Raw genomic sequence first — 22,768 nt, 5'->3', positions numbered from 1 at the left:
CTCTCTCACCTCGTTATACCTGTTCTCTGACAAGCCCTCGCGCGTGTTGCGACAATTGCTTAGCAAGTTCTAACATCTCTTGTTCTGGAATTTGACGGATAATGTCGCCACTGTTCATCTCATAAACGGTAACGATGCTACGTCCTGTGTCTTCATCCAAACGAAATGCGAGCCCTTTATTAAAGTCGGACATAAACTCATCCAGCCGCTCGACCAATCTTTCCAGTTGCTTACGTTGTAGCTGACGATTGTCCTCAATGCGCTGTGACTGTTCAACACGCCGTTGCTGCATTGATTCTCTCGCCTCTCGACGCTCTGCCTGCTGGTGCTGGCTAACCGGATCGGGTTGGGTTCTTCCAACTCTTACATCTTTAGCAATCTTTGTGCCATCAGAGTGGGTTGAGTGCAGCAGGGATGAATTTGAAACGGATGAAATGTCCATTGCTATTCACCTCCCATAACGTAGCGGCGGTGTTTAACCGCCGCTCGTGAATGGTTAACCGAGCAAGCTCAATGCGGCTTGCGGTGCCTGCTTGGCTTGCGCCAGGATAGACGTACCAGATTGCTGCAGAATCTGCGACTTGGTCAAGTTGGTGGTTTCCTTGGCAAAGTCAACATCACGGATCCGGCTGTTAGAGGCCGACACATTCTCGTTAACGTTATCCAAGTTCGCAATCGTATGACTCAAGCGGTTTTGCTTAGCACCCAGTTCAGCACGGTGAGAATCAATAAACTGCATCGCATTATCAATCATACCTACCGCTTTTTGAGCGCCACCCATCGAAGATACATCCACATCTTTAATGGTTTCATCGACTTTGGTACCCATGGCTAGCGATGTAGCCAACGCCCCTGTAAAGGTGGCATCAGAACCAGAGGCTGTGACAATTTGTAACTCACCGTCTTCAGTGACAGAGGCACTCAATTTGTCTTGCGACTGACCATTAATGTAGGTCGCAATTTCCTCAATGTCATCACCGCCTTTCGCCGCTACGTTGATCGACGTTGAGGTGCCATCCGCATTGGTGATGTTAATTGCCATGGTTGCACCTGCAGTGGCTGTCCACCCTGCTGATTTACCATTGGCAGCCGTAAAGCTTGCGCCACCCATTTCACTGTGGTCAGCACGGATGTTTTTAAACTCCATCATCACCGCTTCACCGGCATCCGAACCGACTTGGAATGAACGCGTACCAAATGAGCCGTTAAGTAGCTTCGCGCCACCGAACGAGGTGGTTTCTGCAATACGGTTCAACTCATCTTGCAACGCGACAACCTCTTCTTGGATTGCGCCACGCTCAGAGTCACCGTTAGCACCGTTAGCCGATTGCAGTGACAAGTCACGCATACGTTGCAAGATGTTGCTTGACTCTTCCATCGCACCTTCAGCGGTTTGCGCCATTGAGATGCCGTCATTCGCGTTTCGTACTGCGACACCTAAGCCACTGCTTTGAGCCATCAAACGGTTAGAAATCTGAAGGCCTGCCGCGTCATCTTTAGCACTGTTGATGCGAGAACCGGATGATAAACGCTCCATTGAATTGTTCAGCGCATCTGTTGAGTTATTCAAAAAGCGCTGAGCAGTCATCGCAGGGACGTTAGTGTTAACAGTAATAGCCATAACTATTCTCCTTTGGTTCTAGGTCCGGCTTCGCCCAGCTGACCAGGGAAAACCAGTGTAAAATTATTCACAACCCATTTAGCGGCGCACGATAGGAAAGCTTTAGCTTTTTTTTACCTGTGCTTGTCGGTGTTTTCACACCAGTGCTGTAAGGCGCTATGAAGGTTAACGCCCAAAGGAGAAATATCTTTAGCGGGATTTTGAGAAAAAATGGCATAAAAAAAGCGGCAATTGATTGCCGCTTTTCGTGTGCTGAGATGGCGAGAATTATTGTAGAAGATTCAATGCCGCTTGCGGCATCTGTTTCGCTTGCGCCAGCATTGAAGTGCCAGCCTGCTGCAGGATCTGTCCTTTAGTCATTGCTGTAGTTTCACGAGCAAAATCTGTATCTCGGATCCGGCTATTCGAAGCAGAAACGTTTTCCTGAATGTTCGACAGGTTGCTAATGGTGTGGCTGAGGCGGTTTTGCTTCGCACCCAAATCAGCCCGTTGACTATCGATATAACGCATCGCTGAGTCAATCACCCCTATCGCCATTTGTGCACCGCCGACATCCGATACATCCAGATCTGCGGCCGTCACTAAGTCACCGTTGCCAGAGACCAAGCCCAATGATGTTGCCAGCCCGCCCCCAAAGGTAACCGCACCTTCAACTTTATTTTCTTCCATAAAGACTTGAAGTTGGCCTTCTTCGTCAACCGATGCGGTTAACATTTCGCCAGACTGACCATTGATGTAACTGGCCAATTCTTCGACATCATCACCCGCTTTCGCTGCGATCGCCATGCTCACATTTTGTCCATCTTTGGTCGTGAACTGTAGCTGCAACGTTGCTGCCGCTGGGTCAACCTGCCATCCTGCCGATTTGGGTTGGGTGCCTGTAAATTCGACCCCGCCCATACGGAAATCATCAGCACGGATACTCGAGAGTCCCATGATGATCGCTTCACCGGCATCGGCACCAATTTGGAAAGATGCTTCGCCAAACGAACCGTTAAGGAGTCGACGTCCACCGAAAGCCGTGGTTTCAGCAATCCGGTTAAGCTCATCCTTAAGGGCTTCTACCTCTTCTTGGATAGCCACACGCTCAGATTTACCGTTGGCACCATTTGCAGACTGCAAGGAAAGATCTCGCATACGCTGCAAAATATTAGTCGATTCTTGCATTGCCCCTTCAGCAGTTTGCGCAATCGAAATACCATCATTGGCATTTCGCATTGCCACATCCAAGCCTCGTGTCTGGGCAACCAATCGATTAGAAATCTGCAAACCCGCCGCGTCGTCTTTAGCACTGTTAATTCGGCTACCTGACGACAGACGTTCCATTGAATTATTCAACTCATCGGTCGCTTTATTCAGGTAACGCTGCGCAGTCATCGCAGACACGTTGGTGTTAACTGTTACACCCATTTTGCTCTCCTTTGACTTTCGCTTGCTTTGCGAAACAGCCTACCCGCGACGTGTTGCACTGTATAAATGGCGGTGCTGCGGGAACAGCTTGTTAATCAGTTTCAGTATCAGCCCGTTCAAAATCTGGCCGCTTGATTCATCAAATACAATATGCATGCCAACTTTTATAATTACTTTAAAATCAACAGCTTTAATTGTAATTCGTCGAATAGGAGAAGCCATTTAGACCATAAAGGCTGCCGTTTTTCTGTACCAAGCGGCAAGGTGGCGGCAACGCCTCGCCTTTAGGTTTGCCTCTCTTGTACACAAGGAGACTTGCAAATAAGCGGCCAACCTCGTGAACATTCGGACGAGAGGCATATTTTTTGCTAATGTTTGAGATCATAGAGGCTCGCCAGTCCCTGACATCACAGCGAGGCAATCACGAAAAACAGGACGATGTAACTGATGACGCACGACAATGACGGTCAAACAAATATGACGCTGGATGACGCGTTCCAGCTTGGCATTCGTCTTTACCAGGAAGGAAACAAGGCAGATGCACGGCAAGTCTTTGAAGAAATACTGAACCATGCGCCAAACACGGTTCAAGTCCGGCAGGTTCTCGCGGTACTGGATGCTGAAGAGGGTCTATATCCTCAAGCGATGCGTCACCTTGAACATGCTCTTGAACACGCCCCCGATGATCTCTCCCTCTTATTTGACAAAGCACAATTGCTCACGCAGCAAGGGCACAACAAAGCCGCATTAGAGATTGTCGAATCATTATTTGCCGCAGCCCCCACCAATCAAGACATTCTTAATCTACGAGAGCAGTTGACGGCCAAACTGGGCCTGCAAGGTGAAAGCCGCCGAACACATGCTCTACGCGACGAGCTCCACCAGCTAAAAAATCAAGGGCTCGCCGAGGAAATAAACAAAACCCTCTCAGTCGCAGCCAATTTGGTCGCCGACGGGCACACAGAGCAGGCGGAACAACTTTACCAAACCATACTCACGCTGGAGCCGGATTACCCACCTGCGCTGATGGCATTGGCACAACAAGCATTGGATCAGAAAGCGTTCGGCAAAGCACAACAACTGCTACTACGTGGCAGTGACAAAGCACAGGCGCATCCTGTTTGGCAACTGTTACTCATCCGCGCAGAAGCCGGACTGGGTGAGTATGCTAGCGCGCGCCAGCGCTGTTTAACCACTTACAAGCAAACACAAGACACGGCATTTTTGCGTCAGCTACTGGTGGTATACCTCAATGAAGCAAACTGGTTAGAAGCAAGCAAATTGGCCAAACAGTGTTTGCGTGATGAGCCTGAGCGCGGTGAGTTACATTATGCTTATGCCCGTGCCACCTTCGAACTGCTCAAGCAGCACCATCAATTTACCCAAGATAAATTAACCGATTGCTACCAGATCCACTTACAGGCCCTCGATCATGTCAGTGACAAGCAAGCCAATACGTTAAATGCGCAACTGGGCGAGCTTGATTGGTATATGGGGAATATTGACCAAGCACAGCACCGTTTAGAGGCGTTATTAGCCGCTCAGCCGGATGATCAGGCGCTGCAGTTTAATCTGGCGTTTGTCTATCGCACGCAAATGGCATGGGAGAAATTCTATCACGCGAATGAAGCAGGTATTGAATGCGGCCGACGCCTCAAATATCACGGCAACTTGCCTCGCTGGGACTTATCTCGACCGCAGACCGATGCCGTGCTAATCATGCCTGAACAAGGTGTGGGGGATGAGCTCTCCTATTTTCACAACGTCGCCATGGTCGTTGAGCGTGCTCGTAAGGTATATGTAGGCTGTGACCCTCGTCTGGAGCCTGTATTGCGCCACGCTTTTCCGAGTACGGACATTGTGCCGATTTCTCGCGCCGACGGAAAAGACATTTTAGTGCCTGAGCATGTCCTTGCTGATATTGATAGTTGGATTGCCGGCGGATCGTTGGCAGGTTTGTGCTTCCAACACTTTAAGCGCCATCTTTATCAGCAAACCTACATTGCCCCTAATACCGCCACCGATGCGCCTTGGACAGCATCGTTAGCCAAACTACATCAGCAAGGTCCCGTGTTCGGTGTGTGCTGGCGAAGTGGCCTCGCCGCGGCCACCCGTAATATTCACTACTTGGTGGGCGATGAGTTGGCTGGTTGGATAAATACCGTGCGCCAGCTTTGCCCTGGAGCCCAGTTTGTCAATTTGCAATATGGTGAGAGTGAGAAAGAACTCAGCAAAATCAAGAAACAGACGGGCGTTGAAATTGTATCCTTACCCGGACTTGATCTAAAAAATGATTTTATGGGTACTGCGCATGCGATCAAACAATTGTCTGGTGTGTTTACCGCGGGCACAGCAGTACACAGACTGACCGTTGCTGTCGGTACCCCATGCTATGTGTTCTTTGCCGGCCATCAGAATAGTAATATGCAAACGCCCGATGCAATGCCGGGTTACGCCGAATATGCATTTAGTTATCCGCCCATGCTCAAAGACAAGCAGCCACTGCTTGAGGCTATGGCACACCGTATGGTTGACGATCTCTGCCGATAAAAAAGAATGGGCCAGAGCAATAAAAACGGGGCCGCTGACACGGCCCCGTTTTTATTTATCTCAGGCATCTTGCCGTCACCCAACACCTAACCTTTGGGTTAGATATAATTAAACAGTGAGAGATCTTTGGTCTTAGCAAATGCCTGCTGGGAAGCTTGTAGTGCGAGCATGTCTTCGTTCATATCTATCGCTGCCTGGGTATAATCCAAATCTTCCATGGTGCCCAGTGAGCGATTAAGCACTAGCTTAAAGTCTTTGTGCATACTCTCTTGTCGGTCGAGCGTCGTTAAGCGAGTCCCCACCTCTGACCGCGCCTTGTTCAAGTGCTTAAAAGCAGCAGAAAACTGTTCTGTCACTTGATGAAGCTCAGCGGTGGCTGAAGCATCGTCGATATCCGCATAAGATAAAGCGGCACCATTTTTAAATGAATCAAAAATACTGAAGGAGTCTTGCCTCGCGAGCGTAATGGTATCGCCTGGCTCCATCTCCCCTTCAAAGGTCATTTTCAGTGTATTCCATTCAATGCCCGTTTGCGGATCGTATAGACCGGCACTGACCTCTGTACCATCTTGAGTCAATGAGTACGTGGTATCGCCACTGGCATTGACATCAAACGACACCGAGTAGCTCGCATTATCCGCATCATTGCTATTTTCCGCTTTGGCCAGCAAAAGGAGTGAGCCGTCTTCTAAGTCATATTCCGGCTGATAATCACCAAAGGGGTTATCTATTTCCATAAACATCTTATCGCCCGGATCGGAAGTCGGCACTTCAACCGCTGGCGCGACCCGTGAGGTGCGATAGTAACTGTCGCCGGCATAACGGACATTACCCTGGCTATCACGGTAAAAAGGCTGTGTACTGGTTTGAGTCCCCGAAAATAAAAAATTGCCCGATTCATCTTTGGTATTCACCAAATTCATAAAATTATCGAACATACCTTGCAAATCTTGACGGTGTGCAGTGCGATCGTCCACTGACAATGAACCATTAATCATCGCCATCACTTTGCGCTTTGCACCATCCATGATCTGCTCTGATTCATCGATCGCGATCTCTTCGCGCGTTTGCCGGTTTCGCGCCAAGGTGATTGAGTCTATAAATTGGTCAATCTGTTCATCTTGCTGGCGAAAGTTTTGAATATAGATCGAAGAGACAGGATCATCGCCGGACGTTATCACACGTTTTCCGGTTGCCATCTGCTCTTGGTTATCCTGCACCTTGACATTTTGGCGCATGATGTCATTTGAGACGGATTGATAATTATGGAAACTGGCAATACGACTAATCATACTGAACGACCCTTATCGCGTTGCGTTGAGCAGTGAATCAAAGGTTTCATTGGCCGCGGTCATGATACGTGAAGCCGCCATATACGCACGTTGGAATTTCATCATGTTTGCTGCCTCTTCATCCAAGTTAACCCCTGAGACTTCCGCGACGCGGCTTTCCGCTGCATCATGTTCAACCATACTCACATCTTGTAACCGTTCATAAGAGGCTTTTTGAACCCCAAGATCGGTACTCAGACCTTCATAAACATCAAGCACCGTGGAACGGCCATTATCCATTAATTTCTTGGTTTGCAACTCTTGCATGCGGATTAGGTTACTATTGTCACCGTCAGCGGGGATAAGGCTAATGGCCAGCACATCATCGGAGACTGCTTTATCATTGATATCAATGATGGTGCCATTAACATCAACAGGCCCACCCGGTGGGTAAGCTTGCGGCGCCACCAAGACTTGCCCCTGAGGATCAGTTACTGCAAATTGGCTGCCATCGGGCGAGAGACGAACTTGAAACTCTTTTTGCGCACCGCTTTGCAGCACACGGACATCTCCCTCACCATTGCTCACCGAGCTGGCACTGACATAGCTTTGTGCCGCGATGTCGGCGGGATCATCCATGATGGCTCGCATTTGCCCAGCAGCTGAACGCGCGGGACGGATTAATACGCGCTCATTGGCAGCGAGCCCTGCGTCCACTTGCACGCGCATACCGTCGACATTAAAACTCGGAGGCGTGCCACTCGGCGTTACGGTAGATTGCTTTCCATCCGGCGATGTCAGCGTATATTGAGCACCATCAAACTTGAGTTGGTAATCACCACGTTTAAGCTGCTGCAGATCATCAATATAGACCTTGAGATCGGCACCGGACTCCCCGCTTTTGATCACTCGTGAACGAGCAATTCGTTCATTGTTAAAGTCGGTAAAAATATTTTTTCCGACTTCACCATTAAGATCAAAACCTTGCTCTTGTAAGTCATTTAACGCACCAGAAAAACCAATCGCCATGCGGCCTAACTCATCACGGGCTTGGCCCAGGGTATCGTCTCGGTATTCGAATAGAGCCCCTAACTTACCGCGAATATCGCTGTTCGAGATGGCTTTTACACTCTTACCTTCAACGAGTGCCAATTGGCGTTCTTGGTGATCCGGATTTCCCGGCAATGTCGTCAGCTCACTGCTGTTCATGCCCGAGACGAGCATATGACCACTGCCGATGATGACATTAAACAACCCGTCCTCACGGGCATTCACACTCACCTGGGTGTATTCTGATAACTCACGGATTAGCTTGTCATGGCGATCGAGCAGGTCATTCGCTTCAGCGGGCGTTTTCAGTATCGCTTTATGCACATCCACCAGCTCTTGACCGATATCATTCATACGCTTAACCGTCGCATCAATTTGCGAAGACGTGTCAATCGACTGCTGCTGCAGCACACCATAGACATCATTCATGCCTGCAGCGACCATCCCCGCTTTTTCTAATACGACTTTACGTGCGCCCATATCACTCGGGCTATCTGCCAGGCCTTTAACCGCACCGTAGAACTCGTTCATATTCTCGGGAATTTTTTTGGCGGAATGCGCCATCATATCGTCAAGCCGTCCAAGCTGATCGTTACGAGCAGCGGCATGAGAGAGGTTAGAGGTCGAGACGTTAAGCTCATTTACGGCAAACTTATCGTAGTTGCGGCGGATGGCGGCAGCATGGACACCGGTGCCGTAATTATTGCCACCCCAGAATTGGGCATCATTGGTTTTTTGCTCAACCGACTGGCGGCTATACCCCTCCGTATTCACGTTTGAGATATTGTGACCTGTTGTATTCAGCTGTCGCTGCGCAGTCAGTACGCCTTGCGACCCAAGGGAAAGCAGGTCCAAGCCCATTGTGCCTCCAAATAACCCGGCAATTAAAACGAGATATTAGGAATTAAGCAAAAATTAAGCCAAGGAGGGGTTTTAGTTTAATATTAAATTAAATCATATACTTAAAAGATAAAAAACAATCTTCAAGGAGATAAAAAAGCAAAACGGCAAGCCCTTGCCTGCCGCTATCTTAATCCATCATGCCACGCACTTGGTCAAGGACGCGGATCACTTTATCAGCGTATTCCGGATCGGTGGCATACCCCGCCTGATGAAGCTCACGAATGAACCGTTCAGGTTGGGCTGATTGCGATAAGGCTTGCTCATAGCGCGGGTTATCACGCAAAAATGAGACGAAATCATCAAAACTGTCTTGATAGGAGGGGTAAGAGCGAAAGCTTGCCGTTTCTTTAACCGGGATCCCGTCATACACTTCAAGCGTTTGTGTGGCAACTTTATCGCCCCCCCAACGTTGATCAGCCTTAATATTAAACAAGTTGTGACTGTTGTCACGGGCATTGGCGATAACCTTTTGTCCCCATCCCGTTTCTAGCGCCGCTTGGGCAAGAATAATTGCCGGATCGGTGCCCAACGCACGGGCCGCACGACGTGCATGTGGGGCTAAGGTATCGACAAATGATGCGGGAGAGTCAAAGTTTTCACCACGCTGTACAGGAGAGCGATCCACTCTCGGGGGAGCGATAGACTGACTGTCCAATGCCGCAATTGCTTTTTCTGCCGCCTCTCTACTTCGGATTTGATCAAGGGGAAGTGATTGCGCTGACGCCCGGGCCGCATTTTCTAAATCAGATTTATTATCACCTTGTGCACGGCCTAGTTGTTCAACAATCATATCCGCCAAGCCAAGTGATCCCTCTCGGCTGAGTTCACTCGCCATCTGCTCGTCTGCCATTTGCTCGTAGAACTTGGAGGTTCGATCATCGATCAAATCAGATTCGAACGCTTCATTAGCATCCCGCATCGACTTAAACAGCATCTGCGTAAATAACGATTCAAATTGTTCTGCCGCGGAACGTAATGCCGCTTTCTCATCGCCTTCTCCGCCTTTTACCGCTTGGCGACGTAACGAATCAAGCTGACTTATATCGTGTACAAATTGGCTATCAACAGGAGATTTCATTGCGTTGACCTATATCACTATCAGTTGGCCATCGATGGCCCCGGCTTGTTTCAGCGCTTGTAGAATCGCCATCAGATCGGACGGCGCAGCGCCAACCCCATTAACCGCACGCACCAAGTCATCTAATGTCACGCCGGGTTTGAAGTGAAACATTCGTCCCTCTTCTTCTTCAACATTGATCTCGGTATCTGGCGTGACCACGGCTTCGCCACCGCCAAATGGGTTAGGTTGATCGACATTAAAATCCTCTTGGATCGACACTGTCATTCCGCCATGTGTGATAGCCGCGGGGCGAAGGCGCACATTTTGCCCAACGACGATCGTTCCTGTACGAGAATTAACGATAATTTTGGCTGCTGCATCACCCGGTTGGAATTCAATATTCTCGACTGTCGATAAAAATGCTACACGCTGACTCACATCACGCGGTGCTCTGACACGGATAGAAGTGGCATCCATAGCTGAGGCCGTCGATGGCCCTAAAAAGCGATTAATTGCATCTGCCATGCGCTGAGCCGTCGTAAAGTCGGACTGGAAAAGGTTAAATGTTAAGTGGTCGCCACGCCCAAAAGGGTTAGGGACTTCACGTTCGACCGATGCGCCATTGGTAATTCGACCCACTGTGGGCGTGTTCCCGACCAACTGAGAGCCGTCGGCCCCCGTGGCGCTAAAGCCACCTACAATCAAATTACCTTGTGCGGTTGCATACACGTTACCGTCCAACCCTTTCAGAAAGGTTTGAAGTAACGTTCCTCCCCGTAAGCTCTCAGCAGAACCAATCGAAGAAACGGTAACGTCAAGTTTTTGACCTTGTTTAGCAAACGCCGGTAGATCAGCCGTCACGGCTACCGCGGCAATGTTTGCCGCTTGCGGGTTGATATCGGGAGGAAGTTGTATGCCAAAGTTCTCTAGCATCGATTTAAAGCTTTGATCAGTAAAGGGCGTGCTCTCCCCTGTGCCTGGCAAACCGACGACCAAGCCATATCCTGTTAAGGTGTTACTGCGCACCCCAGCCACTTCCGAAACATCTTTTATTCGAGCCGCGAGACTTGGCGTGGCCATAACCAGCAAGACTATCGATAATAACCACTTTTTCACGTCAACTCTCCGTCACATTATAGGGCTACAAGGTGACATTAAAGAATCGTGCCAACCAGCCTTGCTCTTGGGTATCTTGTCGCTCGCCCGTACCTGAATACTGAATTCTTGCGTTGGAAATGCGTGTCGAGGCAATGGTGTTGTCCGAACCAATATCAGCGGGACGGATCGTGCCACTTAGGCGGATATATTCATCCCCTGAGTTCAAGGTTAACCACTTTTCGCCACGTACCATCAGGTTGCCATTCGCGAGCACATCCACCACCTGAACAGAAATAGAGCCTTGTAAGCTATTGCTTTGATCCGCAGAGGTGGAACCGGTGACCGAGTTATCGTTGCTTACTTCGTACGATAGCGTACGCTCACCAATGGTGATCTCCTCTCCGCCTAGCGATAAGGGATCCATACTCAGATCATTCGATTTGGCCAGATCAGAGCTCGCACTCTTTTGCGCTTGGGTGTTTTCTTCCAGCATCACGGTAACAATGTCACCTAAACCACGTGGTTTTGAGCCATCGTACAGGTCGCGCTGGTCATTAACGTTGAATAAGGAGCCTGTCGCCGTGGCGTAATGCTCGGGCGGTTGTTGCGGCTGAATCGGTGACCAAGCCGGATCGTCTGCTTTTGGGTCTTCACGTTGACGTAATAAACCAATCAACCCTTCACTGTCCGGCGTGGTATCCCCTTCTACCGCATCAGTGGTCGAGGTGGCTTGGTCAAGATCACTGCCAGTGTCTTGTTGCCCCGGCAATGAACAGCCGCCCAGCCCCAGCAAGGTCGCAAGGAAAAGGCTCGAAATTAATACGCGTTGTATCGCCATCATTGCCTCCTTACCTGACTTACAGCTGTTGATTCACATAGCTGAGCATTTGGTCAACGGATGAGATCACTTTAGAGTTCATCTCATAAACACGTTGTGCCTCAATCATGTTAACCAGCTCTTCAGTGACGTTCACGTTCGAGGTCTCAAGCATGGATTGTTTCACTTCACCAAACCCATCGAGTCCTGGCACCCCTTCTTGCGGGTCGCCACTTGCTCCTGTTGGCAAGTAAATATTCTGGCCAACAGGCTCCAAGCCGCCTGGGTTAATAAAATCAACCGTCGTGAGTTGGCCCAGCACTTGGTTTTCTTGCTGGCCACGTAACCGTACAGAGACTTCACCATCGGTCCCCACGGTTATTTGTACTGCGTCCTCAGGCACCGTGATCTCAGGCTCTAACGTATACCCTGAGCCCGAGGTAACGATCGTCCCTTCGTCATTCAAGGTAAATTGACCATTACGCTGATAACCAATGTTGCCATCGGGGAGCAGTACTTGGAAAAAGCCATCCCCTTCGATCATCATATCGAGCGCGTTGTCTGTGGTTTGTACATTACCGTTGGTATGTACGCGTTGCGTGGCAACCACCTTTGAGCCGGCCCCCAGCATCAAACCACTCGGCAACTCCGTATTCTGAGAAGACTGACCACCCGGCTGATTAATGTTTTGATAGAAAAGATCTTCGAACACCGCACGCGATTTTTTAAAGCCGATGGTTGATGCGTTGGCTAAGTTATTCGAAATGGTCGAAATATTGGTCTGCTGCGCATCAAGTCCGGTTTTACTGACCCATAATGCTGGATGCATAATTACTTCCTCTTAATAAACCTTAGCCAAGCCGTAATAGCGATGCTGACGACTCGTCCATTTTTTCTGCGGTTTTCATTAACTTCACTTGCATTTCAAAATGACGTTGCAAGTCAATTAGCCCTGTCATCTCACCGACAGCATTGACATTACTGCCTTCTAACGCACCCGTTTGTAGTGTCACCCCTGCATCAGCCGGAAATACGGTGCCTAGTTCTTTCGGTTTAAACACGCCGTCTTTGTCTTTGAAGAGATCTTGGTTATCTGGGCGAACCAGTTTGATTCTATCTACCACTTCCATCGCGTCAGCTGGCGCACCTTGGGGGAGTACAGAGACCCCCCCGTCTTTACCCACTTCTATCTTCGCGGCCGGTAATGGGATAAAGATCGGCCCGCCGTTTTCGCCAAGTATGAGGTTACCGTTACTATTTTGCAGTAACCCGGTTTGGTCCACTTTAAGGTGGCCCGCTCGGGTGTAACCTTCTTGCCCTTGACTATCCAACACAGACATCCAACCGTCGCCTTGAACGGCAACATCGAGATTACGGCCCGTCGTGATTGTTGAACCTTGTTGGAAGCTATACCCGGGTCGCTCGGTCATGTTAAAGACTCGGCTTGGCAAGCCCTCTCCGTATGCTTGCATCGATCGAGACTGCTCGAGATCAGCTCGGAATCCCGTGGTGCTGACATTAGCCAGATTGTTGGCGCGCAACTGCATTGCCTGCATATCTTGCTTTGCGCCACTCATGGCGAGGTATAACGCGCGATCCATATTGGTTGCCTCCACAATCGTTCTACATAGAACAAAGCAAAGAGCGTGCCACTAATTTAGTGCGTTATTTTTCAAAAGGATAGGAATAAAAAAGCCAAGGAAGAAAAGAGGATGGTAAAAAAATGGAAAAGCCTTGCCGCCATCTCAGCCGGCGGCAAGACCTATCGTCTCTAACGGATCTGTAGGATGTTTTGTTGCATCTGGTTGCTCACTTCCAAGGCGCGCGAGTTCGCCTGGAAGTTACGCTGCGCCGTGATCAAGTCGACGAGTTCCTGGGTCATATCAATGTTTGATTGCTCAATCGTCCCGCTTTTGACTTGGCCAAATGCCCCTTGCATCGCTTCACCAAAGATGGGGTCACCTGAATCTTGGGTGATATCCCACTGAGTATTACCAACCTGTGCCAAGCCTTGCTGGTTGGCAACACGCACCATACCAACCCGTCCTAATGCTACATTTTCACCATTACTGTATGTCGCCATGATGGTGCCTTTAGGATCAATATCGACCTTAGTGAGATAGCCGGTGGTTGCACCATCATCGGTGAATTTACGCATCTCAAAAGGGGCCGCATACTGGGTCGGATTATCAAAATTGAGCGTGAGCTGCTGGTCACCGTTAGCACCATTCATTTCCAATCCAGCGCCTGCTGGCCCCAGTGCATCGGTCACTATCGGGTTACCGCCATTGATACTGTTCACCGAGCCATCAGAGTTAAAGTCGACAGTGTGACCCACCTGCCCCGCTGCATTGGTTGAATTCCCCCCTTGGATATTCACCGGCTTCTCACCTTCAGGATCTGTCATGGTGTAGTAAACCGACCAACTGTTTGGGGTGGCAGGATCGTTGCCCTTGACATAATAGGTCGATAGCTTGTAAGGCTGACCGAGCGAGTCATACACCGTTGCAGAGGTTTGCTTGTTGTAGGTTTCTGGGTCTTCAAAATTAAACTGCGCGGGATCTTTCTCTGCTCCACCAGCTGGCAAGTTCAAACCAATATCCACATTTTGTGACGCACGAGGCTGACCAAATTGATCCGGCACATTCAGAGATTGGGGCTCATAAGAAGAAACCTGCTGGGTATCAGGGTCGACATTATAACCCAGTAAGTACTGGCCTTCAGAGTTGATAATGTCGTTATTTTTATCAAGGTGGAAGGCACCGTTTCGCGTTAGGTGATAATCATTGGTTTGCAGCTTGTCATTTGACACACCGAAAAAGCCATTACCGCTAATCCGCAAATCGAGCGGGTTATTGGTGTAGATACTCGAGCCTTCGTGGAACTGCTGCGCCACGGTCGACGTCTGTACACCGGTACCGTTAGTGGTCTTCGAATTGGAGAAGATTGAGGTTGAGTAGACATCACCAAACTCAGCACGTGATTCCTTAAAGCCATACGTATTGGCGTTAGAGATGTTGTTACTGGTGGTGTTCATGTCTTTCTGGGCCGCACCAAGGCCACTTAACGCAATATTAAAACCCATGGCTTTTCACTCCTAATAAATCGGTTAGCCTTTCGTCACATTTCCGACGTCGGCGTTACCGACCTCTAGCACTTCAGCAAGCTTAAACGGTGAGGAGAAGCCGGCAAGATTGAGCATCACGTTGCCATCGCCATTCCCCAGCAAGACACTGTTTACATTGGCATAGGTCGACACATCGAACTCTTGTGTTTTGCCATCAACCATACCGCTGACTTTGAGCTTATAGGTGCCTTCCGGCATGGGATTGCCACTATCATCTAGCCCATCCCATTCCACGCGGTGATCACCGGGTGGCTTGGCGCCCATACTGAATGTTCTCAGCAGTTGTCCTTGCTCGTTTTCAACCCGAACACTGACGTTATCGAGCGCACGCGGTAATTTCACCATCCCCGCGACGCCACCCGCCTCTCCTTTAACACCTGTAGAGCCAGGCACAAGGACATCACGTCCGACCAAGGATGACGCTTGCAATGCTTGGTTAGACGTAATCGACTCATTGAACGAATCAAACTGATTGTTCATCTTGCCGATCCCTTCTACCGTGGCAAAAGACGCCATCTGTGAGATCATCTTGTCATTATCGACAGGCTTGAACGGATCCTGTTGTGACAGCTGCTTGGTGAGCAGAGAGAGGAAATCTTCCTGTTCGAGTGCCTGTTTACCCGTTGTTGTATCCTGGCTCTCTTGCAGTTTTTTCTCTTGCTGCGCCTTTAGCTGGTCAATGTAGGACAGTCCGTTACTCGAACCTGTACCGTCGATTCCGGCCATCTTCGCCTCCTACATTACTGCCCCATCTGAAGCGTACGCATCAGCATTTGTTTACTCGCATCGGCCACCTGTACATTGGTTTGGTAGGCCCGCGATGCAGAAATCATGTTCGCCATTTCTTCCATTACATTGACGTTCGGTTTAAAGATATAACCCTCTTCATTCGACATCGGATGATCTGGGTTATATTCCGCACGTAATGGTTTTTGGCTTTCCACAATACCGTCAATATTAACCGGCACACTCTCGCCCTGCTGCTTGAAGCGGTTAAGCTCCGCAGAGAAAATCGGATGCCGGGCTCGATAAGTTTCTTCAGCAGAGCTGCTCACCGAATTGGCATTGGCCAGGTTGCTTGATGTGGTGTTCAATCGTACTGATTCGGCACTCATCGCCGATCCCGACACGTTAAAAATATTAAACAAACTCATCGATTATTTCCCATTCAATGCCTTCTTCATGTTCTTGAACTTAGAGCCAAGAAAATCAAGTGAGGCTTGGTATTCCAATGCATTCTGCATGAATAAATTCTTTTCTAGTTGCTCATCAACCGTATTGCCATCTCCCGTATCCGGCTGTGTTGGGATACGGTACTTCTTCTCTCCCATCACGTGGGTAGAGGCAGCAATGTGCCGCTCATTGGTGCGACTTAGGCCAATATTTGCCCCGGATGTTGCCGCCTTAAGGGCACGCTGAAAGTCAATGTCTTGCGCCTTATAGCCTGGCGTATTGGCATTAGCGATATTGCTAGACAACGTTTCTGCCCGCTTACCTCTTACGCCGACGGTGTGCTGATGCACGCCTAATGCATTGTCAAATGTGATCGCCATGGACAACCTCCGAGTTCTACTACATGAAATAAAGCAAACAGGGTGCCAAGTTTCAATTTTGGTCTGTTTTTTATGTTGGAGTCAGGTGGGATGCGGGGTTCGAGTGTAACCATGAATAGTGAGTCGACATGGATCGCGATGCCTACCTATAAAAAAGCGGCAAACAATGTGCCGCTTTAGAAAGGATCACTTCAGCTTATAGATAATGCCCGGATTACAGCGGATCATCTCAAATTTATCGGTCAAGCCAGTGAGTGATTCTGATGCTCCGAGAATCAAGTAACCGCCCGGATTGAGCGCACCCGCCATTTGGTTGAGCACTTTTGCTTTCATGTCAGGTGAGAAATAAATCAATACATTACGACAAAAAATGATGTCAAATTTCCCCAACAAACTGTAACTTTCCATCAAGTTTTGCGGACGGAAAGTGACCATCCGCTTGATGTTCTCTTTTATCCGCATTTTCCCGTCGTCCGCCTCTTCAAAAAAGGTACGTCGCCGTTCAGGGGACAAGCCACGGCCGAGAGCCAAATTGTCGTAAATTCCCTGACGGCAGGCCTCTAGCATCGACGTTGAAATATCGGTCGCGGTAATGCTCACGCTTCCGAGCATCCCTGGTTTACGCTGCTGTGTCTCCGCGACCGTCATGGCAATCGAATAAGGTTCTTGTCCAGATGAACTGGCTGACGACCATATTTTGATAGGTTTTCGTGACTTCGCCAGCTCCGGTAACAGACGGTGTGCTAATACCTCATATGGATAGGTATCACGAAACCACAAGGTTTCATTCGTCGTCATCGCATCAATGGCGGCGACAGCCAGTTCACGATTTCGCCCAGTGATCACCGACTTGACCAATTCTGACAATGACGCCAAGCCAAATTTATTCACGAGCGGACTTAAACGGCTACGCACCAAATACTGTTTACTGTCTCCGAGCACGATCCCACACTTGGCTTCAAGGTGTTTACAGAAATCCCGATACTCTTGGTCACTGATTGCTACATTTGTCATTAATTAACTCAATCGCTCTGGTTGCGTTACGACTTAACCGCCTCAATGACGGCAGAGCCCAATTCATCTGGATCGAACTTAGCAATGAACGAGTTGGCTCCTACACGTTGAACCATGGCCTCGTTAAATACGCCACTTAGGGATGAGTGTAATACTACATGAAGATCTTTAAGACTCGAATCTTTTCTAATCTCTGTGGTAAGCGTATACCCGTCCATTTCAGGCATTTCGATATCTGAGATCACCAAGGCTAGTTGGCTGTAGATATTTCCTTCGGCGGCCATTTCTTTCAATTTTTCGAGTGCTTCTTTACCATCTTGCACCAAAATAACGTCATAACCGACACTTTCAACCGCGCGTTTAACCTGACGTCGAGCGACACTGGAGTCATCCGCCACCAATACTTGGCTCGGCGCACTTTCTTCCCTTTCTTGACGTTTCGATAAGACTTCTTCACTGACATCTTCATTCACTGGCGCGATTTCATTGAGAATCTTCTCAACATCGAGGACTTCTACCAGCTCATTATCAATTTCGGTCACTGCCGTGAGGTAATGTGACCGTCCGGTCCCTTGCGGCGGCGGCAGAATTTTTTCCCAGTTCATATTGACGATCCGCTCTACCGAGCCAACTAAAAAGCCCTGCATGGAACGGTTGAACTCTGCAATGATCACAAAGCGATTCTCTGGATCAGGTATAGCTGGCCCGCCTGTTGCTAGACTCATATCAATGACAGAGACGGTTTGACCGCGGATATGGGCCACCCCTTTAACGAGAGGATGCAAATTCGCCATTGCTGTGAGTCGAGGGCACTGCAACACTTCCTTGACTTTAAAAACATTAATGCCAAAGCGCTGTTTTCTCATCAGGCGGAAAGTCAACAGCTCTAAACGGTTTTGCCCCACCAACTGCGTGCGCTGGTTGACCGAATCAAGAACACCACCTGTCATAAGATAAACTCCATATTGCCCCATTTTTTTTGTAGAGTAGCATGGTAATCATAGTGGTTAATCACATGACTCTCGAGAAAGAAGGGAAAATTTCTTCTTTGTCCGCTACTGATGGTTTGGAACTATGTCCAAGATATTGCGTTTATTTATCGTCACTTTGCTTTCTGGCTTTAGCGTAAGTATAGCCGCTGCAACAGTAAGTCAAATTGAAGCGGTGCAAGATGCCGCGGAACAACATGTTGCAGGAATTATTTCCGTGCCAAAAAACGGCGAACTCAATATCGCTGCGGGTAACCTTGATTCTCGAATGCGTTTAACAGACTGTCCAATAGCGCTGGATACAAAGGTACCAGGTCGACAACAGGTTAATACCTCCGTCACGGTTATGGTGTCTTGTGATCGAGACAACTGGCAAGTGTATATTCCGGTTAAAATTGAGCTCATGACACCCTCGGTTGTTGCGCGACGACCGCTAAATCGTGGCATGGCTCTTGCTTCAAGTGATCTAACCATTCAAATGGTAAATAGTCGGTTTCAACGCGGCCAAACCTATACCCAACCTGCTCGGTTGATTGGCTCTAAAGTCAAACGGACAGTAGGGATTGGCGAGCCGATCAGCAGTAACGATGTCTGTGCCGTGTGTCGAAATGATGACGTTTTGATCACTGCGCAAGGAAACGGACTCAACATTGTTGCAAAAGGTACGGCATTAAGTGACGGTGCTCTTGGTGAGCAAATAAAAGTAAAGAACAATAAATCTAATCGTATTGTCGATGCTACAATCTCAGCGGTCGGTGAAGTAACGGTTAATTTCTGACTTTTTACGTCTCAGGGCTAAAGTAACACCTATGTGTGCCGATATGCTGAGCAACGGACTCAAAAGCGACTGACAGTAAGGCGATGTTATGGCGAGTATTGACCAATTACGTGGTAATCAGCAAGCACTGACCACAACTCGAAATACGAGTAATCAAACCAAAACACAAGAGACACAAAGCGGCACAGTACGTGAGCAGCAAAGCGTTAAGTCTCAAGACGATGCTGTCTCGCTGAGCCAACAAAGCCAGGTGATCGATAAGATGAATCAAAAAATGGCCGCTGAGCCGTATTTTGATAGCGCTAAAGTGGATCAAATTAAACAAGCGATATCTAATGGCTCTTATAAAGTGGATGCCGATAAACTCGCTGCCAATATGATGCGTTTTGAGAACGATCTAAACGAAAGCTAAGCTGACAGGAGTAGTTATGAGTCCTACTGCACCTTTAACCACGCTTATTGAGCAACAGCGGGAGTGTGTCCAGGCTCTCCAAACCCTCCTTGAGCAAGAAGCCAACGTGATTGCGAGCCGTGCCTCAGATGATATTGATGCCATGGCAAAACAAAAACAGACTTTAATCAATGAAATTCAGCGCAACGATGCGCAAATTAGTCGCCACCCAGAACGTGACTCACTCAACCATGACGAAAGCTTGCGCGAACACGTCAGCGCGATCCAACGTTGTTTGTCTGCGTGTAAACAGCAAAATGAAACCAATGGGATTATTTTACAGCGAGCCAGTTTGAGTATCCACCGCTTGCGCAATTTATTCCAAGAAAGCGGCGGAAAATCAGAGCTTACTTACAATCAAGATGGAAATGCCTCTGGACGAAAAACCCTCGGCACTAACGTAAAAGCGTAAACAACAGCTCTCACCCTCTACCTTTCAGCCTCAAAGCGTCAATTTTCTGTCTCTTTAACACAAATCTGTCCCTCAAAACACAAACAGATTTACGGCATGTAACACTGCAGTCTAGACACCGTCTAGCAGAAACGAAAAAAGCGAGCATCCGCCCGCCTTTGTCTCTTGATCATCAACGCTGAAAAACGAACCCTAGAAAATAATATTGTTGTTACTTGGCACCGGCTGAGACTCGCCGTAGCGTTTCATTTTCTGCATGGTATCGAGATCAAGCTCTAGTTCAGTGACGTAGCTATCGCCTACTTTATAGCTGGCCACGACCTCTGCGCCGCGAATAATGCCATCCACCGCACCCTGGGTAGTGTCTCGGCCTAAACTTTGATCGTCTACACGCGCACGGCTGCTTACTCGCAATCCATACACCTGCTCACTCAATTCTTTATACGCATCCACTTTCGAAGCGCGCATGGCTCGGGTTTCTTTTTCTTCTTGCGTTGCGCCTTGTTGCGCACTAATCGACGCCATCCCTACTGCCGAAATGATATTTTCTTCTTTCATTTTAGTGAGGGGCTGACATGCAGAAATCATCAACAAAACGGCGAAAAGCAATCCATGTTTTTTAAGCATTTATCTACCTTACTTTTTCCCGAACTAGGGCTTAAGCACCACGGTTTCCCGTTTCACGCGATTTTGATCATCTCTAATGATCACCCCATCACGCTTACGTACCTTGTATAAGCTATCGATATCACGACCAATGCGATCGGCAGGTAAGAAGCCTTGTGCCGAGGCAACTACAACGCGAGATTCCATGCCGATGACACGCGCATTCACTAACACGCCACCGCCTTGACGCAACATGGTGCCGGTCAATACATACTCAATTTGCTGTTCTGGGTTTAACTCTTTCCAATCGCGACTGATCGTGAAATCGCCCTCTTCTGTCACTCGGATGGCTCCCGTCGACTTAAAGTCAATAACAGTAAAACCACGGCGCTGCATCTGATAGATAAGCCCTTCAGTGACGGTATTTCCCAACCAGTTCGTTTCGTCCATTTTTTGTAAATCGACAAATGAGGTGACGGCCAGAGGTGTCCTTGCAGTCAGGTACGCATTCGTCGCTAAAAGCTCATCCGCCATGCTATTTAAAAAATAGTCAAGAGTGTGGCGTGGTCGCTGCTTGAGAAAGAACTCACTGCCCGAATACGGCTCTTTGCCGTTATAAATCGGCGTGTAAGCGCAGCCTGTAACCAATAGCGCTACTATCGCCACTATCCACTTTTTCATCCTATCATGCTCCGCGATCAGTCATCGATGTGAGACAAGTGTGTGAATTACTGTATCGGTCAATGTCGATAAACCTTTACCCTGGATTGCTAGCCCCCATTTAGGAACACAACTTGCATCAGCGTCTTTGCGTCATCTTATTGGTAGGTCGTTACCCTACGCGTTAATAAAGTGAAAGCAATTTCCATACCCACTAAGTGAGATCTTGACTATGAAAACCTTTTTGGCGCGGTTAACACTGATTGTCAGCCTTGCTATCGCTCCGTTCACTCATGCCGCTTGGTATGAGGTATCAGCCAGTTCACCCATTCTGGAAAGCCAGCAAGCCGCGCGTATGCGGGCCTTGGAAGCGGCGACATTTGATGCCATACAATTTGCCGGTGCCGACGTGGGTAGCTTGCAGCAGCTCAAACGTTTTTACTCACAAGTAAAACCTGGTTATCAGTTTAGTGGCAATGCCGTCCGCGAGGTTCAAGTACTTGAAGAAGGTACTCAAGGTGGCAATTATGTGGTTAACCTGCGGCTAGATATCTACCCATCGGCAAACGCTTGCCACAAAACGCAATACAGAAAGGGGATCGTTTTAACCCGATTTCCTATTATCTCACCACAACAAGCAGCACTGGGGGGTATCTATCAATTTGGTGATGATTTTTCGGTGCTCTTAAACCGTGAGATTAAACAACATGCACAAAGCTTTGTCGGGCGCGGGATTGCCAATGTTGATATTTCTCCCAACAGGCCACGTGCGGCGTCTATGCTGGCTGAAGATAAGGATGCACAATTTGTCGTTACGGGCGCGATCACCGATTTGTCCGCAACCACAGAGAGCCCCCGATTTAGCGAGGCTCAAAATAATCGTCAATTAGCGATTAACGTGCAAGCGATGGACAGTGAAAGTGGTGAAGTGATCTTCCAACGTCGATATCGTGATGTGGCTCAGTGGCCATTTGAACGCCACAGTCAAGTCGATACGCAAACCGCGCGATTTTGGCAGTCTCCGTATGGGCAAATGGCACGACGAATGAGCCGTAACATCTTACTGGACCTCGAGTCTTCCCTCGCTTGCCGAGCCAGTAAACCGAAAATTGTGTCGCTAAAAGAAAGTATTGCACAAATCAATGTCGGTCGTATCAACGGTGTAAAACAAGGGGATCAACTAAACCTCTGGCACGTGGCTTCTTTCACCGATGATTTGGGGATTGTTCGCACTCAGCGTCGAAAAAGTGGTATCACACTGACTGTTGCTCGCGTCTATGAAAGCAGTGCAGAAGCGGTTGTTCAGCCGAACAACTTAACCGGTAGCATTCAAATCGGTGATATCGTGACCAAAGGGGTAAACTAAATGAAAACAGGCGCTTAAATCGCGCCTGTTTT

General features: G+C 48.7%; 23 protein-coding genes. 5 read left to right on the top strand and 18 right to left on the bottom strand.

Annotated elements, in window-relative coordinates:
* Nucleotides 1-13: 13 nt before the first annotated feature.
* The 3 genes from BUQ98_RS01175 to BUQ98_RS01165 all read right to left on the bottom strand — a co-directional run bounded on the left by BUQ98_RS01175 (nt 14) and on the right by BUQ98_RS01165 (nt 3,031).
* Nucleotides 14-442 (bottom strand): flagellar protein FlaG, encoded by a 429-nt coding sequence (locus BUQ98_RS01175; protein ID WP_074212117.1) that lies wholly within the window; start codon nt 440-442, stop codon nt 14-16.
* A gap of 54 nt (nt 443-496) precedes the next feature.
* Complete coding sequence (locus tag BUQ98_RS01170) at nt 497-1,621, bottom strand: flagellin (protein ID WP_074212116.1); 1,125 nt, start codon at nt 1,619-1,621, stop codon at nt 497-499.
* A 267-nt stretch (nt 1,622-1,888) separates the two neighbouring features.
* Entirely contained in the window at nt 1,889-3,031 is a 1,143-nt protein-coding gene (locus tag BUQ98_RS01165; protein WP_074212115.1) for a flagellin, read from the bottom strand.
* Between the two features lie 447 nt (nt 3,032-3,478).
* On the opposite strand from BUQ98_RS01165, the gene BUQ98_RS01160 reads away from it, so the two are divergent.
* Nucleotides 3,479-5,581: a tetratricopeptide repeat protein gene (locus BUQ98_RS01160; RefSeq protein ID WP_074212114.1), complete on the top strand. Its 2,103-nt coding sequence runs from the start codon at nt 3,479-3,481 to the stop codon at nt 5,579-5,581.
* Nucleotides 5,582-5,679: 98 nt separating this feature from the next.
* On the opposite strand, the gene flgL is transcribed toward BUQ98_RS01160, so the two are convergent.
* The 13 genes from flgL to BUQ98_RS01095 form a co-directional block, all read right to left on the bottom strand.
* A complete protein-coding gene (gene flgL / locus BUQ98_RS01155) occupies nt 5,680-6,873 on the bottom strand; it encodes a flagellar hook-associated protein FlgL (protein WP_074212113.1) in 1,194 nt (397 codons plus the stop codon).
* A 12-nt stretch (nt 6,874-6,885) separates the two neighbouring features.
* Nucleotides 6,886-8,763, bottom strand: coding sequence for a flagellar hook-associated protein FlgK (flgK, locus tag BUQ98_RS01150; protein ID WP_074212112.1), 1,878 nt, complete (start codon nt 8,761-8,763; stop codon nt 6,886-6,888).
* A 169-nt stretch (nt 8,764-8,932) separates the two neighbouring features.
* On the bottom strand, nt 8,933-9,883 hold the full coding sequence (gene flgJ, locus BUQ98_RS01145) for a flagellar assembly peptidoglycan hydrolase FlgJ (RefSeq protein ID WP_074212111.1): 951 nt from the start codon (nt 9,881-9,883) through the stop codon (nt 8,933-8,935).
* Between the two features lie 9 nt (nt 9,884-9,892).
* Complete coding sequence (locus BUQ98_RS01140; RefSeq protein WP_371515109.1) at nt 9,893-10,945, bottom strand: flagellar basal body P-ring protein FlgI; 1,053 nt, start codon at nt 10,943-10,945, stop codon at nt 9,893-9,895.
* Between the two features lie 61 nt (nt 10,946-11,006).
* On the bottom strand, nt 11,007-11,804 hold the full coding sequence (locus tag BUQ98_RS01135) for a flagellar basal body L-ring protein FlgH (RefSeq protein ID WP_175566270.1): 798 nt from the start codon (nt 11,802-11,804) through the stop codon (nt 11,007-11,009).
* Nucleotides 11,805-11,820: 16 nt separating this feature from the next.
* Nucleotides 11,821-12,609 carry a flagellar basal-body rod protein FlgG gene (flgG, locus tag BUQ98_RS01130; RefSeq protein WP_074212109.1) on the bottom strand — a complete coding sequence of 263 codons (789 nt, stop codon included), beginning with the start codon at nt 12,607-12,609 and terminating at the stop codon, nt 11,821-11,823.
* A gap of 22 nt (nt 12,610-12,631) precedes the next feature.
* Nucleotides 12,632-13,381, bottom strand: coding sequence for a flagellar basal-body rod protein FlgF (gene flgF / locus BUQ98_RS01125; RefSeq protein ID WP_074212108.1), 750 nt, complete (start codon nt 13,379-13,381; stop codon nt 12,632-12,634).
* A 170-nt stretch (nt 13,382-13,551) separates the two neighbouring features.
* Entirely contained in the window at nt 13,552-14,865 is a 1,314-nt protein-coding gene (flgE, locus tag BUQ98_RS01120) for a flagellar hook protein FlgE (RefSeq protein ID WP_074212107.1), read from the bottom strand.
* A gap of 24 nt (nt 14,866-14,889) precedes the next feature.
* Complete coding sequence (gene flgD, locus BUQ98_RS01115; protein WP_074212106.1) at nt 14,890-15,633, bottom strand: flagellar hook assembly protein FlgD; 744 nt, start codon at nt 15,631-15,633, stop codon at nt 14,890-14,892.
* A 14-nt stretch (nt 15,634-15,647) separates the two neighbouring features.
* Nucleotides 15,648-16,061: a flagellar basal body rod protein FlgC gene (gene flgC, locus BUQ98_RS01110; RefSeq protein WP_046074967.1), complete on the bottom strand. Its 414-nt coding sequence runs from the start codon at nt 16,059-16,061 to the stop codon at nt 15,648-15,650.
* 3 nt (nt 16,062-16,064) lie between these two features.
* Entirely contained in the window at nt 16,065-16,460 is a 396-nt protein-coding gene (gene flgB, locus BUQ98_RS01105) for a flagellar basal body rod protein FlgB (protein WP_074212105.1), read from the bottom strand.
* A 186-nt stretch (nt 16,461-16,646) separates the two neighbouring features.
* Nucleotides 16,647-17,474 (bottom strand): CheR family methyltransferase, encoded by an 828-nt coding sequence (locus BUQ98_RS01100; protein ID WP_074212104.1) that lies wholly within the window; start codon nt 17,472-17,474, stop codon nt 16,647-16,649.
* Between the two features lie 26 nt (nt 17,475-17,500).
* Complete coding sequence (locus BUQ98_RS01095) at nt 17,501-18,424, bottom strand: chemotaxis protein CheV (protein ID WP_074212103.1); 924 nt, start codon at nt 18,422-18,424, stop codon at nt 17,501-17,503.
* Between the two features lie 124 nt (nt 18,425-18,548).
* On the opposite strand from BUQ98_RS01095, the gene flgA reads away from it, so the two are divergent.
* The 3 genes from flgA to BUQ98_RS01080 all read left to right on the top strand — a co-directional run bounded on the left by flgA (nt 18,549) and on the right by BUQ98_RS01080 (nt 20,104).
* Entirely contained in the window at nt 18,549-19,241 is a 693-nt protein-coding gene (flgA, locus tag BUQ98_RS01090; protein ID WP_074212102.1) for a flagellar basal body P-ring formation chaperone FlgA, read from the top strand.
* Between the two features lie 88 nt (nt 19,242-19,329).
* Complete coding sequence (gene flgM, locus BUQ98_RS01085) at nt 19,330-19,653, top strand: flagellar biosynthesis anti-sigma factor FlgM (RefSeq protein WP_074212101.1); 324 nt, start codon at nt 19,330-19,332, stop codon at nt 19,651-19,653.
* A 16-nt stretch (nt 19,654-19,669) separates the two neighbouring features.
* The gene (locus BUQ98_RS01080; RefSeq protein ID WP_074212100.1) at nt 19,670-20,104 is read left to right on the top strand and encodes a flagella synthesis protein FlgN; all 435 of its coding nucleotides are present in this window, start codon (nt 19,670-19,672) and stop codon (nt 20,102-20,104) included.
* Nucleotides 20,105-20,296: 192 nt separating this feature from the next.
* On the opposite strand, the gene BUQ98_RS01075 is transcribed toward BUQ98_RS01080, so the two are convergent.
* Both BUQ98_RS01075 and BUQ98_RS01070 read right to left on the bottom strand, forming a co-directional pair.
* Nucleotides 20,297-20,731: an LPP20 family lipoprotein gene (locus BUQ98_RS01075; protein WP_074212099.1), complete on the bottom strand. Its 435-nt coding sequence runs from the start codon at nt 20,729-20,731 to the stop codon at nt 20,297-20,299.
* A gap of 24 nt (nt 20,732-20,755) precedes the next feature.
* Nucleotides 20,756-21,391, bottom strand: coding sequence for a FlgO family outer membrane protein (locus tag BUQ98_RS01070; protein WP_074212098.1), 636 nt, complete (start codon nt 21,389-21,391; stop codon nt 20,756-20,758).
* A gap of 211 nt (nt 21,392-21,602) precedes the next feature.
* Between BUQ98_RS01070 and BUQ98_RS01065 the strand changes: the two genes are divergently transcribed.
* Nucleotides 21,603-22,736 (top strand): flagella assembly protein FlgT, encoded by a 1,134-nt coding sequence (locus BUQ98_RS01065; protein ID WP_074212097.1) that lies wholly within the window; start codon nt 21,603-21,605, stop codon nt 22,734-22,736.
* The last annotated feature ends 32 nt before the right edge of the window (nt 22,737-22,768 follow it).

This window comes from Salinivibrio sp. ES.052 (genome assembly GCF_900141775.1).
Classification (GTDB): domain Bacteria; phylum Pseudomonadota; class Gammaproteobacteria; order Enterobacterales; family Vibrionaceae; genus Salinivibrio.
This window is presented reverse-complemented; position numbering and strand designations above follow the sequence as displayed.

Coding starts and splice junctions, on each gene's coding strand:
- BUQ98_RS01135 (WP_175566270.1), bottom strand. CDS start 11,804: ATGATGGCGATACAACGCGTATTAATTTCGAGCCTTTTCCTTGCGACC.
- BUQ98_RS01070 (WP_074212098.1), bottom strand. CDS start 21,391: ATGAAAAAGTGGATAGTGGCGATAGTAGCGCTATTGGTTACAGGCTGC.
- flgC (WP_046074967.1), bottom strand. CDS start 16,061: ATGAGTTTGTTTAATATTTTTAACGTGTCGGGATCGGCGATGAGTGCC.
- flgD (WP_074212106.1), bottom strand. CDS start 15,633: ATGGCCGGAATCGACGGTACAGGTTCGAGTAACGGACTGTCCTACATT.
- BUQ98_RS01175 (WP_074212117.1), bottom strand. CDS start 442: ATGGACATTTCATCCGTTTCAAATTCATCCCTGCTGCACTCAACCCAC.
- flgK (WP_074212112.1), bottom strand. CDS start 8,763: ATGGGCTTGGACCTGCTTTCCCTTGGGTCGCAAGGCGTACTGACTGCG.
- flgA (WP_074212102.1), top strand. CDS start 18,549: ATGTCCAAGATATTGCGTTTATTTATCGTCACTTTGCTTTCTGGCTTT.
- BUQ98_RS01165 (WP_074212115.1), bottom strand. CDS start 3,031: ATGGGTGTAACAGTTAACACCAACGTGTCTGCGATGACTGCGCAGCGT.
- flgE (WP_074212107.1), bottom strand. CDS start 14,865: ATGGGTTTTAATATTGCGTTAAGTGGCCTTGGTGCGGCCCAGAAAGAC.
- BUQ98_RS01065 (WP_074212097.1), top strand. CDS start 21,603: ATGAAAACCTTTTTGGCGCGGTTAACACTGATTGTCAGCCTTGCTATC.
- flgF (WP_074212108.1), bottom strand. CDS start 13,381: ATGGATCGCGCGTTATACCTCGCCATGAGTGGCGCAAAGCAAGATATG.
- flgG (WP_074212109.1), bottom strand. CDS start 12,609: ATGCATCCAGCATTATGGGTCAGTAAAACCGGACTTGATGCGCAGCAG.
- flgM (WP_074212101.1), top strand. CDS start 19,330: ATGGCGAGTATTGACCAATTACGTGGTAATCAGCAAGCACTGACCACA.
- flgJ (WP_074212111.1), bottom strand. CDS start 9,883: ATGAAATCTCCTGTTGATAGCCAATTTGTACACGATATAAGTCAGCTT.
- BUQ98_RS01075 (WP_074212099.1), bottom strand. CDS start 20,731: ATGCTTAAAAAACATGGATTGCTTTTCGCCGTTTTGTTGATGATTTCT.
- BUQ98_RS01100 (WP_074212104.1), bottom strand. CDS start 17,474: ATGACAAATGTAGCAATCAGTGACCAAGAGTATCGGGATTTCTGTAAA.
- BUQ98_RS01095 (WP_074212103.1), bottom strand. CDS start 18,424: ATGACAGGTGGTGTTCTTGATTCGGTCAACCAGCGCACGCAGTTGGTG.
- BUQ98_RS01140 (WP_371515109.1), bottom strand. CDS start 10,945: ATGGCCACGCCAAGTCTCGCGGCTCGAATAAAAGATGTTTCGGAAGTG.
- flgL (WP_074212113.1), bottom strand. CDS start 6,873: ATGATTAGTCGTATTGCCAGTTTCCATAATTATCAATCCGTCTCAAAT.
- BUQ98_RS01080 (WP_074212100.1), top strand. CDS start 19,670: ATGAGTCCTACTGCACCTTTAACCACGCTTATTGAGCAACAGCGGGAG.
- flgB (WP_074212105.1), bottom strand. CDS start 16,460: ATGGCGATCACATTTGACAATGCATTAGGCGTGCATCAGCACACCGTC.
- BUQ98_RS01160 (WP_074212114.1), top strand. CDS start 3,479: ATGACGCACGACAATGACGGTCAAACAAATATGACGCTGGATGACGCG.
- BUQ98_RS01170 (WP_074212116.1), bottom strand. CDS start 1,621: ATGGCTATTACTGTTAACACTAACGTCCCTGCGATGACTGCTCAGCGC.